Origin of the sequence: Amycolatopsis vastitatis (genome assembly GCF_002234595.1) — a bacterium.
In the GTDB taxonomy this organism is placed as follows: Bacteria; Actinomycetota; Actinomycetes; order Mycobacteriales; family Pseudonocardiaceae; genus Amycolatopsis; species Amycolatopsis vastitatis.
Genome location: NZ_NMUL01000034.1, coordinates 45,758 through 60,004 on the forward strand (window position 1 = coordinate 45,758; position 14,247 = coordinate 60,004).

The 14,247-nt window shown below is 72.3% G+C and carries 13 protein-coding genes and 1 pseudogene; 8 read left to right on the plus strand and 6 right to left on the minus strand.

All coding sequences use genetic code 11. From position 1 onward, the window contains the following. Positions 1-4: 4 nt before the first annotated feature. Genes CF165_RS51320 through CF165_RS30860 form a run of 4 tightly spaced genes read left to right on the plus strand, consistent with a single transcriptional unit; the run spans position 5 to position 1,773 of the window. Entirely contained in the window at positions 5-151 is a 147-nt protein-coding gene (locus CF165_RS51320) for a hypothetical protein (RefSeq protein ID WP_158226853.1), read from the plus strand. 14 nt (positions 152-165) lie between these two features. Further along, entirely contained in the window at positions 166-567 is a 402-nt protein-coding gene (locus tag CF165_RS30850; RefSeq protein ID WP_093951113.1) for a hypothetical protein, read from the plus strand. A 47-nt stretch (positions 568-614) separates the two neighbouring features. Beyond that, positions 615-1,256, plus strand: coding sequence for a TetR family transcriptional regulator (locus tag CF165_RS30855; protein ID WP_093951114.1), 642 nt, complete (start codon positions 615-617; stop codon positions 1,254-1,256). Positions 1,257-1,311: 55 nt separating this feature from the next. Continuing rightward, complete coding sequence (locus CF165_RS30860) at positions 1,312-1,773, plus strand: anthrone oxygenase family protein (RefSeq protein ID WP_093951169.1); 462 nt, start codon at positions 1,312-1,314, stop codon at positions 1,771-1,773. A gap of 1 nt (position 1,774) precedes the next feature. Here CF165_RS30860 and CF165_RS30865 read toward each other — a convergent pair whose 3' ends face one another. Beyond that, the gene (locus CF165_RS30865; RefSeq protein ID WP_093951115.1) at positions 1,775-2,338 is read right to left on the minus strand and encodes a hypothetical protein; all 564 of its coding nucleotides are present in this window, start codon (positions 2,336-2,338) and stop codon (positions 1,775-1,777) included. 134 nt (positions 2,339-2,472) lie between these two features. On the opposite strand from CF165_RS30865, the gene CF165_RS30870 reads away from it, so the two are divergent. The 4 genes from CF165_RS30870 (at position 2,473) to CF165_RS30885 (ending at position 8,281) form a co-directional block, all read left to right on the plus strand. After that, positions 2,473-3,060: a TetR/AcrR family transcriptional regulator gene (locus CF165_RS30870; protein WP_093951116.1), complete on the plus strand. Its 588-nt coding sequence runs from the start codon at positions 2,473-2,475 to the stop codon at positions 3,058-3,060. A gap of 67 nt (positions 3,061-3,127) precedes the next feature. Continuing rightward, complete coding sequence (locus CF165_RS30875) at positions 3,128-6,358, plus strand: AfsR/SARP family transcriptional regulator (RefSeq protein WP_093951117.1); 3,231 nt, start codon at positions 3,128-3,130, stop codon at positions 6,356-6,358. Positions 6,359-6,466: 108 nt separating this feature from the next. Beyond that, positions 6,467-7,375 (plus strand): hypothetical protein, encoded by a 909-nt coding sequence (locus CF165_RS30880; protein WP_143268701.1) that lies wholly within the window; start codon positions 6,467-6,469, stop codon positions 7,373-7,375. A gap of 198 nt (positions 7,376-7,573) precedes the next feature. Then, positions 7,574-8,281, plus strand: a complete 708-nt coding sequence (locus CF165_RS30885) for a FadR/GntR family transcriptional regulator (protein ID WP_093951119.1) — start codon at positions 7,574-7,576, stop codon at positions 8,279-8,281. Between the two features lie 9 nt (positions 8,282-8,290). Here the strand turns inward: CF165_RS30885 and CF165_RS30890 are convergent, their stop codons facing one another. From CF165_RS30890 to CF165_RS30905, 5 genes and pseudogenes are all read right to left on the minus strand, one after another. Next, complete coding sequence (locus CF165_RS30890) at positions 8,291-10,315, minus strand: AMP-binding protein (protein ID WP_093951120.1); 2,025 nt, start codon at positions 10,313-10,315, stop codon at positions 8,291-8,293. A gap of 289 nt (positions 10,316-10,604) precedes the next feature. Next, positions 10,605-11,252, minus strand: coding sequence for an RICIN domain-containing protein (locus CF165_RS30895; protein WP_240521875.1), 648 nt, complete (start codon positions 11,250-11,252; stop codon positions 10,605-10,607). A gap of 122 nt (positions 11,253-11,374) precedes the next feature. Continuing rightward, positions 11,375-11,524 (minus strand): annotated as a pseudogene (locus CF165_RS52835) (hypothetical protein); the annotation flags it as partial. Between the two features lie 193 nt (positions 11,525-11,717). After that, the gene (locus tag CF165_RS30900; protein WP_093951121.1) at positions 11,718-12,743 is read right to left on the minus strand and encodes an ABC transporter permease; all 1,026 of its coding nucleotides are present in this window, start codon (positions 12,741-12,743) and stop codon (positions 11,718-11,720) included. Next, a complete protein-coding gene (locus tag CF165_RS30905; RefSeq protein WP_093951122.1) occupies positions 12,736-14,235 on the minus strand; it encodes a sugar ABC transporter ATP-binding protein in 1,500 nt (499 codons plus the stop codon). The genes CF165_RS30900 and CF165_RS30905 overlap by 8 nt, the downstream gene beginning before the upstream one ends. Between the last annotated feature and the right edge of the window lie 12 nt (positions 14,236-14,247).

Genomic DNA, 14,247 nt, shown 5'->3' on the forward strand with positions numbered 1-14,247 from the left:
CCCCATGCGCCACCGTCCGGCCGGGGCGAGGCTGGGCCGGTACCACCGAAAGGTCACCGTGGCGTTCCTCGTCGCCGTCGAGGCCGCCGAACAGCACCGCCCGACCCTGATGTTCCTCATGGACGAGCCCGTCACCACCTTCAGCTACTGACCCCGGAGAGCACCATGACCGCCGAAGGCGAACAGTTCGCCAGGGCACTCGCCGCGCAGGACCCCGCCGCGCTCCGCGCGGTACTGGCCGCCCGGATCGACTTCGCCGCCCTCACCCCGGGCCGCCACTGGACGTCGACCGACCCCGCCGAAGTCGTCGGCGAGATCGTCCTCGGCCGCTGGTTCGGCCCCGGCCGCCGGATCACCGAACTGTGCTCGGTGACCACGGGCCGGGTCGCCGGCTGCCGGCACGTCGGCTACCTGCTGCGGGTCGAGCGCGACGGCACGGACCACCTCGTCGAGCAACAGGCGTACTACACGACTCGCGACGGCGTGATCGACTGGCTGCGCATCCTGTGCTCCGGCTACCAGGCCGTCTCGCCGGGCGCCCCGGTCGCGGCCGGGGTGGGCCGCTAGAATTTACAGTGGCACGATTTCTCTGGTGACCGCAGTAAGCTGCGCGCATGACCCGCACGGGAGAAGGCTTGCGCGAGCGCAAGAAGCGCGCGATGCGCCGTCAACTGTCCGACACCGCGATGACCATGTTCCTCGAACGCGGCTTCGAGGCGGTCCGCGTCGCCGACGTCGCCGAGGCGTGCGGAGTGTCCGAAAAGACGGTCTTCAACTACTTCCCGAGCAAGGAAGCCCTCCTCCTGGACCGGCTCGAGGCCATGGCCGACGCGCTGCACCACCACCTCGCGGACCCCGCGGTCCCGCCGGTCGCCGCGATGCTGCGGATCCTCGACGACGAACTGGCCGGCCTCGAAACGACCCTGACCGCGGCCGGAGACCACGACCACGCGCTGACCACCTACCGCAGGTTCGGCGACCTCATCCGTGACACGCCTTCGCTGCGGGCGTACCGCAGCGACGTCGCCGACCGGTATGTCGACGTCGCCGCCGAAGCACTCGCTTCGCGGACCGGCCTCGAGCGCACCGATCCCGAAGCCCAGATCACCGCGGCGGCGCTCATCGGGCTGTGGCGCATCCAGTTCCACGGCCTGCGCACCCACCTGCGCCCGGGCCACCCGATCCCGGAGGCGGTGGCCACCGTCGCCGATCAGGTGCGGCGGGCGGCCGGCCTGCTCGAACGCGGCCTGACCTGAACCCCAAGACTTCTGCTACAGTAAATTTACTGCCACTGTAGCTATGGGAGTCGCCGTGCCTTCGGTCATCCTGCAAGCAACCGGGCTCGCCTTCGCCGGCCTCCTCGCCGGCGAGGAGTTCGTCGTCCGGTACGGGGTCCAGCCGGCCTTGCGCCACCTCGGCGACCATGCGCACGTCGCCGCGCGCGTGGCTCTCGTGCGCACCCTGCGCGTCGTCGTCCCGGGCATCATGCTTCCGACCGTTCTCGCCGGTGCCGCCGTGCTGATCGCCGGCAGCGGCGGGGCCGGGGCCGCCTTCCGCTGGGCCGGAATGGCGGCACTGGTGGCGTTCCTGCTGTTTTCCTTCCTGGGCACCGTGCCCATCAACATGCGGGTGATCGACTGGCAGCCGGACGACCCGCCGCCAGACTGGCGAGCCACCGTGCTGCGCTGGCAGCGGATCGACGTCGCCCGGTCCACGGCGGCGATCGCCGCCTTCGCCTGCTTCATCATCGCCTTCGCGGTGCAAGTCCCGTGATCTACCGCGAACTCGCGTTCCTCGACGCACGCCCCAGCCGCACCGCGGAGACGAGGAAGAAAACGCCGCCCAGCGTTGCGTAGCCGGCCAGGGCCTTCAGCGAAGCACCGTCCATTGTGGCCTGCAGGATGAACGAGGTGCCGGCCGCGACCGAGATCGCGCCGCTGAGGATCATGGGCCACTGGCCGCCCAGCCGGCGCCGGGCGACGCCGACGACGAGCTGGACGACGCCGGCCACGATCGCCCAGCTCCCCCACACGCGCAGGACACCCGGGATGCCGGACGAGGCCACGACAGCCAGGCCCGCGCCGGCGAGCAGGCTGATCGCGACGTTCACGTACAGCGCCAGAACGGACTGGGCCGCCTTCGACGAGCGTGCGTCGATCACCGCGGCGACCACGTCGAACAACGGGTACAGCACCAGCAACGCGATGCTGACCGGGCCGAGGCTCGACGCCGTCGTGAACAGCAGTCCCGCCCAGACGAGGGCGAACGCGAACCGGACGAAGTAGAGCCGCCGCAGGGACTGCGCGAGGCCGGCGGGCGGGCTGACGGTGGTGGCCATCGGTTCTCCAAGTAAGTAGAACGTTCTGTCTTGTCTCGGCGACTATGACAGTACGCACCGGACGGCGTCAAGACAGATCGTTCTATCTGCTAGGCTCGGTTCACCCGATCGCCCGTCAGGAGGCAGGAGTACAGGTGTCCGAAGCCCGCGCCCGGCTGCTCACCTCGGCGAGCCGGCTGTTCTACTCGGAGGGACTCCACTCGGTCGGCATCGACCGGGTCATCGCCGACGCGGGCGTCACCCGTGCCACGCTCTACCGGCACTTCCCCAGCAAGGACGACCTGCTGGTCGCCTACCTGACCGGCGCGGACAAGGCCATCCGCGCCCAGGTCGAGGCCGTCCGCGCCGCCGGCGGCCTCCCGGCGGACGTCGTCCGCGGGGTCGCCGCGACGATCGCCGACGGCATCCGGTCCCCCGGCTTCCGGGGATGCGCCTTCCTCAACGCCGCCGCCGAATACCCCGACCCCGCCCACCCGGTGCACCAGGCCGTCCTCGCGCACCGGCAGTGGTTCCTGAGCACCGTCACCGAACTGCTGGCCGAAACCGGGGAAACCGCGCCCGAGCCGGCCGCCCGGCACTTCGTGATGCTCCGGGACGGCGCCATGGCCGCGGGCTGCCTCACCGACCCGGCGCCGATCTGCGAAACGTTCCTGCTCGGCGTCGAAGGGCTCCTGAGGTACCGCGACGCCCCCATCCCGGCGGAGGCCCAGCGGCGGAAGTGAACCGTCGCTGTATCGGGAGCCCGCTCCGCCGCTCTTGCCCCCTGAGTGCCCGGCACCAGGGGGGCTGATGCGGTATTCGATTCTCGGCCCGCTGGAGGTCTCGGAGAACGGCAGGCGGCTCGCGCTGGGCGGCCCGCAGCAACGAGCGCTGCTGGCCGTGTTGCTGCTCAACGCGGGCACTGTCGTGTCGACGGACCGGCTGGTGGAGTGCCTGTGGGGGCAACGGCCGCCGGCCGCGGCGCGCAGCCTGCTTCAGGGCTGTGTCTCGGAACTGCGTCGCGCGCTGTGGCCCGATGTGGCTTCCGGTCGCCGGCCGCTGGTGACCCGGCCGCCCGGCTACTGCCTGGAAACCGGCCCGGACGAGCTGGACCTCGACCGGTTCGAACGGCTCGTGGCCGCCGCGAACCGGACGGCCACCGGGGGCTCGAGGACGGCGTGGGAGCAGACCGCCGTCCTGCTCGGCCAGGCACTGGCGTTGTGGCGGGGTCCGGCGCTGGACGGAACCGCCCTCGACGCCTGCCAAGCCGACGTGGCACGCCTGGACGAACGGCGGCTGACCGTGCTGCACCAGCGCATCGACGCCGAGCTGCGGGCCGGGCACCACGCGAGCCTCGTCGGCGAGCTCGAGTCGTTGACCAGGGCCCATCCGCTGCGGGAACGGTTCTGGGCGCAGCTGATGACCGCGCTGCACGGCGCCGACCGGCAGGGCGAGGCACTGGCGGCCTTCCAGCGCGTCCGCGGCATCCTGGTGGAGCAGCTCGGCGTCGAACCCGGCGCCGCGCTGCGGCGCCTGCACGCCGAGATCCTGGGCGGTGCGGATCCGGGTGAAACCCGGCGGCCCCGGGCCGAGGCGGCCGAGCCGCGACGCCCGGTGCCCGCCCAGCTTCCGCCCGCGACCACCGCCTTCACCGGCCGGGACGAGCACCTCGAGCAGCTGGACCTGGTGACGGCGGACGACTCCGGCGCGACCGCGCTCGCCGTCGTCTCGGGCACCGCCGGCGTCGGCAAGACGGCACTGGCCGTCCACTGGGCACACCGGGTGCGGGACCGCTTCGCTGACGGCCAGTTGTACGTCGACCTGCGCGGATACGCGTCGGCCCCGCCGATGCGGCCGATCGAGGCGCTGGCGCGGTTCCTGCAGTCCCTCGGCGTCCCGGCCGAGCACGTGCCGGTGGAACCGGACCAGGCCGCCGGTCTCTGGCGCAGCCTGCTGGCGGACAAGCGGATGCTCGTCGTGCTCGACAACGCCCACAGCGCCGGCCAGGTACGGCCGCTGCTGCCGGGCAGCGCCGGCTGCGTGGTGCTGGTCACCAGCCGGAGCCGGCTCGCCGGCATCGTCGCCCGCGAGGGAGGCCACCCGCTCACGCTCGACGTCCTCGGCCACCAGGAAGCGGTCACGCTGCTCGGTCGTCTCCTGGGCGAGGAGCGGGTGCGGGCCGAGGCGGCCGAGACCGCGCAGCTGGCGGAGCGGTGCGGGCGGTTGCCGCTCGCCCTGCGGATCGCGGCCGCCAACCTGCGCTGCCGGCCCGGCCGCCGCATCGCCGACCAGGTCGCCGACCTGGCCGGCGCCGAGCGGCTGAACGCGCTGCAGATCGAGGACGACGAGGAAAGCGCCGTACGAGCCGCTTTCGCCCTCTCCTATCACGCCGTGGACGAACCTTCGCGGCGGTTGTTCCGCCGGCTCGGGTTGGTGCCCGGCCAGGATTTCACCGTGCCGGCAGCCGCGGTTCTCGTCGAGTGCACGCCGGCCGACGCCCGGCGGCGGCTGGACCAGCTCACCGGCACGCACCTGGTCGGCCAGGACGGCGACCGGTACCACCTGCACGACCTGCTGCGGCTGTACGCGGCCGAGCGCGCCGGCGCCGAGGACGACGTCGCGCAGCGCGCTGCCGCGGTGTGGCGGCTGTGCGAGTGGTACCTGCGGACGGCCGACGCCGCGGCGAAGCTGCTCTACCCCACCGCCGTGCGGCTGGATCCGCCCGGCTTCGCCGGACCTCCGGTCGTGTTCTCCGACCACACCGAGGCGCTGTCCTGGCTCGACACCGAAATCGGCAACCTCGTCGCCGCGATCCGGCACTGCGCCGGCCACCGGCTCGAGCGGATCGCGTGGTTGCTGGCCGACACCCTGCGCGGCTACTTCATGCTGCGGGTGCTCCCCGTCGAGTGGGCAGCCACCGCGGAGATCGCCTGGTCCGCGGCCGTGACCGCGGACGATCCGAAGGCCCAGATGGCCGCGCAGCTCAGCCTGGCCGGGCTGCACATGCGGCAGAGCAGGTTCACCGAAGCCATCGAGCACTACCGCCGGACGCTGGCCATCGACGAACGCGTCCGGTGGCCGCGAGGGGCATCCACGGCGCTGGGCAACCTCGGCGCCGTGTACCTGTCGTCCGGCAGGCTGCCCGAGGCCGCGGACCACTTCGCGCAAGGGCTCGAGGTCGACCGGCGGACCGGGTGGCGGGGCGGGCAAGCGTCGAAACTCGGCAACCTCGGCGTCGTCGACCTGCAGCGGGGGCGGCTCGGGCAAGCCGCTTCGCACCTGCGGGAAGCGCTGGCGTTGTTCACCGAGCTCGGCTCGCGCCACGGCACGGCGATGGCCCTGGCCAACCTCGGAGCGGTCCTGCACCAGCTCGGCGACTACCCCGAGGCGATGGATCTGCTGACCCGCGCGGCGAAGCTGCACCACGAGCTGGGCGACCGCGGCACCGAGGCCGACGACGAGATCGTCCTCGCCCAGGTCCACCGGGACCTCGGCGACCTGACGCGCGCCCTGCGCCTGGCCGACGGGGCGCTGGCCCTGGCGGCGGAGGTCGGTGAACGGCACTACGAGGCGGACGCGCTCAACGTCATCGGCTCGGTCCGGCTGCGGCTCGGCGCCTGCGACGCCGCCGCGGAGAGCCATCGGCGTGCCCGTGAACTGGCCGAACGGACCGATCTCCGGCTCCCCGGAGTGGTCGCCTTGATCGGGCTCGCCGAGGCTCGTCGCGGCCTCGGCGAGCCCGGGCACGCGCTGCGCCACGCCCGCGAGGCCGCCGCGCTGAGCGACATCGCCGGTTTCCGCGTGCACCACGGCCAGGCCATGGTGGCGCAGACCGAGGCGCTGACCGACCTCGGCCGGCACGCCGCGGCCGCCCACCAGGCCGCGCTGGCCCTCGATCTCCAGCGCACCACCGGACACCGGCTGGGCACTGCCCAGGCACAGCTGGCTCTCGCGCGGGCCCTCGCCCCGTCCGACCCCGGCGCCGCCGCCGTCCACCGGCAACGAGCACAGCTCACCCTCGCCGCCCTCGGCTGTTCCTGACTCTTCCCATCGTCTGCCCAGGGATTGCCCAGCGCTCCGGCGCACGGTGTCGGCATCGGCGGGTTTTCCGGCCGCCGGCATCCACGACAGCAGGTGAGGGGCAGCAAGATGAGAGGGAAACGCAGGACATGGCTCGGCACACGCTGGGCTCGAGCGGCCGCGAGCGGGGTGGCGGCCCTCGGCCTGGCCGGCGGAGTCCAGCTGGTCTCGGCGGTACCGGCGGAGGCGGCGATCGGTGCCATCCAGGTGATCGCCGGGCCGTTGTCGCCGACGAACTCGGAACCGCTGAAGTCCGCTTCGGCCAACTGCCCGCCCGGCACCCAGATCATCAGCGGGGGTGGCTGGGTGTTCGTCAACGGCCGGGGAGCCGACGCCGACAGCGTCGTGCTGTCGCAGCTGCAGCCGGTGCACTCGACGTCCGGCGGCCAGGACAGCTTCGTCGTCCTCGGGCAGGAAATGGCACCCGGGACGTCCAGCACCTGGTGGGTGCAGGCGTTCGCCGTGTGCGGGCAGGTGCCCGGACTGCACGTGGTCGCGGGCCACTCGGCGCTGGGCTCACAACCGGAACAGAAGGCCGACGCGCTGTGCGCCTCGAGCGAGCGGGTGCTCGGCGTCGGTGGCCGGATCGTGAACCCGGTCGGCAAAGTCACCTTGACTAAGGTCGCACCGCTGACGGCCACCACGGCCGAAGTCGTCGCCGACGAGGACGCGACCGGGCTGACTTCCAACTGGCAGATCGAGGCGTACGCGGTCTGCGCACCGGCGCCCGCCGGCTACCAGGTCGTCGCCAACACCTCGTCAAGTACCGCGAACTCGGACCCCGAACAGGTCGCGTTCGTCAACTGCCCGCCGGGCACCCGGGCGCTCGGCACCGGCGCGGTCGAGCTCTCCCCCAAGCCGGGCACTGGCCTCCAGGTCGTCTTCCCCGGCAGCCCGCTCGAAGTGGTCGCGGTGGAGTCGACCCCGACGAGCCTGCTCTGGGGACCGACACTGGTACAGGGAATCTGCGCCACGTGAGGGGCCCTCGGCGGAGGGCCGGGTCCGGTCCTCCGCCGCATACCCGGCGAGACATCACATGTCCTCGGTGTCGACTGGCGCTCCCAGCGGGGCCCTAGCGGTGAATCCGTCGAATTGGCGGCGCGCCGACCACTCTTAGCCCTGATACATCATACGACTGCTAAAATGAGCGCTCAGGCTCGAGGTCCGAGGAGTGCGATGGCGAGGTCGTTGACCGACGAGGCGATCGACCGGATCCGGGAGTTCGTCCGGTCCGGCCGGTTCCCGGCAGGCGCCAAGCTGCCGCCGGAACACGAACTGGCCACCGAGCTGGGGATCTCCCGGAGCCCCACCCGCGAAGCCGTGAAGGCGCTGGCACTGGCCAGGGTGCTGGAGGTCCGCCGCGGCGACGGCACGTACGTCACCAGCCTCGCGCCGAGCCTGCTCCTGGAAGGCCTCGGCAGTGCGGTGTCGCTCATGCAGGACGGCAGCGTCCTCGAACTGACCGAAGTACGCCGGCTCCTCGAACCCGCGGCGACCGGGCTGGCCGCCACCCGGATCACCGGCTCGCAGCTGCGCGCCGTGGGCGAGCTCCTCGACGCGATGCACGAGGCCGTCGAGGACGTCGAACGCCTGACCGTGCTCGACGCCGCCTTCCACCGCGCGGTGGTCACCGCGACGGGCAACGAGACGCTCACCGCCGTCCTGGACGGGATCTCCTCGCGGACCCTGCGGGCCAGGGTCTGGCGCGGCACCGTCGACCGGGGCGTGACGCACGTGACGCTGTCCCAGCACAAGGCCATCTACGACGCGCTCGCCGCCGGTGACCCCGCCGTGGCCACCGCCGCCGCGCTGATGCACGTCGACACGTCGGAACGCTGGCTGCGGGCTCACCTGGCCGACGTCCGGGACCTGGACGCCGGGTAGCCGGCCGGGTCACCAGCGGTAGATGCGGCGCAGGACCTGCTTGACGACCTTGCCGGTGGCGTTGCGCGGCAGGTCGTCGACGAACACGACGTCCCGGGGCACCGCGAACCGGGCGAGCCGCTCACGGACGTGGGACCGGACCGTGTCGACGTCGAGCCGGGCGCCGGGGACGAGCACGAGGTAAGCCGCCAAGCGCTGGCCGTACTTGGCGTCGCGGACCCCGACCACGGCCGCCTCCCGCACTTCGGGGAGGGTGAGCAGGACTTCCTCCACCGACGCCGGCGCGACGTTCTCGCCGCCGGACACGATCATTTCGTCTTCCCGGCCCTCGACGAACAGCAGGCCGTTGGCGTCGAGGTAGCCGCGGTCGCCGGTGTCCATCAGCCCGTCCCGCACGTCGAGCTGCGCCCCGTCGGTGTAGCCGTCGAAGAGCAGGCGGTTGCCGACGTAGATCCGCCCGGTCGCGCCGGGCGGGACCGGGGCACCCGCGCGGTCGAGGACGCGGATCGCCGTGCCGATCGGCGGCCTGCCCGCCGTGCCGCGGGCCGCCCGGAGATCGCGGGGCCCGGCGATCGCCGCCCACGACACCTCCGTCGAGCCGTAGAGGTTGTAGAGGATGTCCCCGAACGCGTCCATGAACTCCTCGCCGAGCCGGCCCGGCAGCCCCGCGCCGGAGCTGGCGACCACGCGCAGCGAGGACAGGTCGTAGCGCGCCCGCGTCTTCTCCGGCAGGTCCAGCAGCCGCTGCAGCATCGTCGGCACCGCGAACAACGCCGTGCACTGCTGCCGCTCGATCATCGCCAGCGTCGCTTCCGGGTCGAAGCGCCGGGGCAGCACCAGACCGGCCCGCAGGGCCATGCCGAGCTGGAGCGCGGCCAGGCCCCAGGTGTGGAACAGCGGGGCGGCCACCAGGATCGGTTCCCCCGCCCGCAGCGGGATCTCCGACAGGACCGCGGCGGCGTCCGCGACGTTGTTCGGCGTCGGGCGGCGCGCCCCCTTCGGCGGACCGGACGTGCCCGAGGTGAGCACGACGAGCCGGCCGGGCCTGCTCGGCGGGGCGATGCGGGCCAAGGGCTCGGCGTCGATCAGCTCTTCGATGGTCGAACCGTGCCACCCGCCGCCGGGCGGCCACGTCCACAGCTGCGGGATCTCGGCGGGCAGCTGCCCGCGCAGGGCCGCGAACTCGGCGTCGGCGAGCACCAGCTGGGATCGGTGCCGCAGGGCGAATTCGGCGGCCTGGCCCAGGGCCAGCCCGGTGTTCATCAGGGTCAGGTCCGCACCCAGCTTGCTGCAGGCGATCATCGTTTCGACCATCGCGTTGTGGTTGCGGCACATCAGGAGGACCCGCGCCCCCTCGGTGATGTCGTAGCGCTTGAGCACCGCGGCCAGCCGGGTCGTGCGCTCGTCGACCTCGCCGAAGGTCCGCTCGGACCGCTCGTCGCAGAGCGCGAGGGACCCGGGCGCGCGGCGGGCCACCGCCTCGTAGCCGCCGGCCAGGGTCGAGCCCCAGCGGCCCACCGACCGCAGCTGCCGCAGCGTCCCGGTGGGCTGGGCCGGGGTGAGGACACCGGCCCGGACCAGGATCCGCCCCAGCTCGCGCTTCGTGGGGCGGCGCGAGGGTGGATCGGGCGCGGGAACGCCGCTGAGGTGGTCGCTCATCGTCTCGATCGCCTCGAGGATCCGGCGGCGGATCTTCGGGACCGCCGGCGAACGGCCGTCCAGCACCGTGAGCAGGATCGTGACCGCGGAACCTTCCGGCACCGCACGCAGCACGACGGACATCCGGTGCGGCCTGCCCTCCACGCCGGACCAGGCCAGGTGCTCGTCCCGGCGGTGGACGAAGATTTCGGCCTCGCCCTCGCCGCCGGCCCGGTACCGGTAGCGGGCGCCGCGGCCGGCGACCTCCGAAACCGGCTCGCAGAACGTGATCCCCCGGACGAACCGCGGATAGAGCTGGGGGTTTCCCACGATCGTCCACAGCTGGGCCGGAGAATGCGGCACGGTGACGTTGATCTCGACGAGTTCCGGCTCCATCGTCACGCGGCCGCTCGGGCCGGGCAGCCGTCCATGCCGGGAACGGCCCTCGGTTCGCTGATCATGGCTCGGCCCTCCCATGCCGGTCCGGCGTATCGGCCCTTTGGCCGACAAGCCGAGCATCCGTTTGCCCCCATCGGCGTGTCAACACATGCTCACACGATTCGATGGATTCAATCCGGAACGGCGACGGAGAACAAGCGAACCGCCGGATCCTTCACGCCTTTCTCACCTCGGCGGCGACGCGCCGGACCGGGCGGGGCACCCGGGTCCGCGCGCTCGCCGGCGCTCAGACCACCGAAAACTGCCAGCGGAGGTTCGGGCTCCCGTCGTCGGACCACACCTTCAGCGGCGAGCCGGAGGGGACGCTCCCGCCGCCGTCGAGGACCAGGCCGGGGGCCCGGTTCGCGACGACGAAGACACCGCCCCCGGTGTCGGTGATCGACCACTGCTGGCTCGTGGCGCCGGTGTAGGCCGACTGCACGGGATTGCCGCCCGCCGCGGCCCCGGCACCGTCGATCACGAGACCGCCGGCGCGGTTGGTCAGCTTGACGAACCCGTCGCCGGCGTCCTCGATCCCGAACTGGAGGTTCGTGCTGTCGTCCGGCGTCCAGACCTTCAGCTTGCTGCCCGCCGCGACCGCGCCGCCGCCGTCCACGGCCAGTCCGCTGGTGACGTTGACGATGCGGAACCACCGCGCGGGGTCGAACGCGATGCGCATCGAGACGATCGAGTCGTTGAACCCGGAGGTGCGCAGATCCGGTGTCGCCGTCCCGTACTTGCCCGGGGTGCCGGTGAGGTTGTCCCCGGGGTAGCCGAGGGCCTGGTAGCCGTCTCCGGCCAGATCGCGGAAACGGTCCTGGGCTGGAGGCTCTTCGCCTGCAGCTGCGCGGCCGTGTAGCTGCCGACCGCCAGCGCCGCGCTCGCGCCCCGGCAACCGACATCGGCGAACACGGTCGCGCCGGACGCGGGGCCCACCACCGGGATCCGGCCGTCGAACGTCAGCTTCAGCACGTAGGCGGGCGAATCGTACGGCTTCGCCGACGGCAGCGTGACGTGCAGCGCGCCCGCGTCCTGGGTGTACTTCAGCGAGCCGGGAGCGTCGAGCAGTTCGACGCGCCGCAGGGTGCTCAGGTCGATCCGCTTGCCTGACAGCGTCGTGATGTCCGCCGTGGCACCGGGCCAGGCCGGCACGGTCGCGTAGAGCACGCGGCCGGCCTTGTCGCGGGTGAACCGGAAGTCCTTGGCCGTGCCGACCTTCGGCGAGGGTGATGGGGAGCTAACCGGGCACCGACCAGTCCAGCCGGTCGGGCTGGAGCCGGCTCAAACGCCCCAATGTGGCGTTCGGTGCGTTGGACGCAACCAACGCCACATTGGGGCGCTCGGGGCGGGCGCGGAAACGTCAGGTCTGCCGCTTCCCGCTGGTGATGCGGGACATCACCAGCGCGATGAGGATGATCGCGCCGTTGAGCGCGCCGATCCACTGCGCGGGCACGCCGGCCAGGGTCAGCACGTTCTGGATCATGTACAGCAGCAGGATGCCGGTGAAGGCGCCGAAGAGCGTGCCGCGGCCGCCGTTCAGGCTCACTCCGCCGATCACGGCGGCGGCGAACACCGTGAAGATGTAGCCGTTGCCCTGCGCCGCGGCCACCGACGCGAGCCGCCCCGAGAGCAGCAGCCCGCCGAGCGCGGCCAGGACGCTGGCCCCGATCAGCACGATCCACACGACGCGGTCGGTCCTGATGCCCGCGGCTTTCGCCGCGTCCTCGTTCCCGCCGATCGCGTACAGGCTGCGGCCGAACCGGGTGTAGCCGAGCAGGACGATGCCCCCGGCGAACAGCAGCACGCAGATCCAGATCGACGCCGGGACACCGGCCCACAGCGTGGTGCCGAGGTAGAGCACCGAATCGGGCAGGCCGAAGAAGGTCTGGCCGCCGGAGATGCCGGTGAGCAGACCGCGCAGCACGATCAGCATGCCGAGGGTGACGACGAACCCGCTCAGCCCGAACCGGACGATCAGCAGGGCATTGAGCGCCCCCACCACCACGCCGACGAGCAGGACCACCGGCACGGCCGTCCAGGACGGCAGCAGCCCGAGCGAATGGCCGCCGCCGATCGTCAGCCAGGCCGCCACACCGGGCGCGAGCCCGAAGGTGGACTCCAGCGAGAGGTCCATCTTGCCGACGACCAGGACCATCGTCTGGGCCAGCACCAGCAGGGCGATCTCCGACATCGTCTGCAGGATGTTGATCACGTTGTCGTACTGGAGGAACACCGGGTTCACCAGCTGGCCGACGACGGCGATCGCGATGATCCCCGGCACCAGCGCGAAGTCGCGCATGCGGGCCAGGGCGATGCGCCGCGGCGGCCGCGTGGCGCCGGGCTCGGTCCGCGGCGGGACGACTGCCGCGGCGGGGCTTTCAGGCATCGAGGTCGACTCCTTCCATGGCGGCCACGACCTCGCGGTCCTGCCAGCCTGCGGGCATTTCGGTGGTGAGCCGCCCGTGCACCATGACCAGCAGCCGGTCGCACAGGCGCAGGTCGTCGAGTTCGTCCGAGGCGATCAGCACCGCGGTGCCCGCCGCGGCGGCCTCCGCGACCTTGCCCAGGAGGAACTCCTTCGACCGCACGTCGACCCCGGCGGTGGGGGTGATCAGCACGAGCAGGCCGGGGTCGCCCGCGAGCGCGCGGGCCATGACGACCTTCTGCTGGTTGCCGCCGGACAGCGCGGACACCGGCAGCTCGGGGCCGGGGGTCTTCACCGCCAGCCGCGTGATCAGCTTCCCGGCGAGCCGGTCGCGCAGGGCGGAGCGGACGAAGATGCCGGGGCCGAGCCGGTCCATGACGCTCATGGTGGTGTTGTCCGCAATGGACATCTCCGGCACGAAACCCTGGTGGTGACGGTCTTCCGGGACGAAGCCGACCCCCGCGGCCAGCGCCGACGGGACGTCCCCGGGCCGCGGCCGCCGGTCCCCGACGAAGACCGTGCCCGAGGTGGGCTTGCGCAGTCCGGTGAGGGTCTCGGCGACTTCGGTCTTGCCACTGCCGCCCGCCCCGGCGAGCCCCACGATCTCGCCGGGTGCGATGTCGAACGAGACGTCCCGGTAGTGCGGGGCGAGGGTCAGGTCGTCCACCCGCAGCACGGGTTCGACGCCGTACCGGGCCGACGAGGTGCGCTCCTCGGCCACGACGACGTTCTCCCCGGTCATCGCCGCGACGAGGTCGGCCTTCGGCAGCTCGGCGACCGGCGCGGTGAGGACGTGCCGGGCGTCCCGGTACACCGTGACCGTGTCGCAGATCTCGTACACCTCCTGCAGGTGGTGGCTGATGAACAGGAAGGTGACGCCCTGTCGCTGCAGCTCGGCGATGTGGCCGAACAGCCGGGTGATAGCGGTGCCGTCGAGCTGGGCGGTCGGCTCGTCGAGGATGACGAACCGGGCCCCGAACGACAGCGCCCGCGCGATCTCCACGAACTGCCGCTGCTCCACGCTCAGCTCCTTGGCCGGCCGGTGCACGTCGACGTCCACCGACCAGCGCTCCAGGAGTTCGGCGGCCGAGCGGCGCAGCGCGGACCAGCGGACGAACCCGCCGCGGGTCTCCTGCCGGTGGAGGAACAGGTTCTCCGCCACCGACAGCTCGGGGATGATCGTCGACCGCTGGTACACGCAGGCCACCCGCGACCGCCAGGCGTCGCGGTCGGCCAGGGCCGGCGCCGGTCCCCCGTTCAGCCGCACGGTCCCGGCATCCGGCTCGGTCAGTCCGGTCAGGACGGACACCAGCGTGGACTTGCCGGCACCGTTGCGGCCGACGAGTGCGTGCGTCTGTCCGGGTAGGACAGTCAGGTCGGCTTCGTCCAGCGCGACCGTGGCGCCGTAGCGCTTGACCACCTGACGGGCCTCGACGACCGGCACGGTGCTCATGTTTCGCTTCCT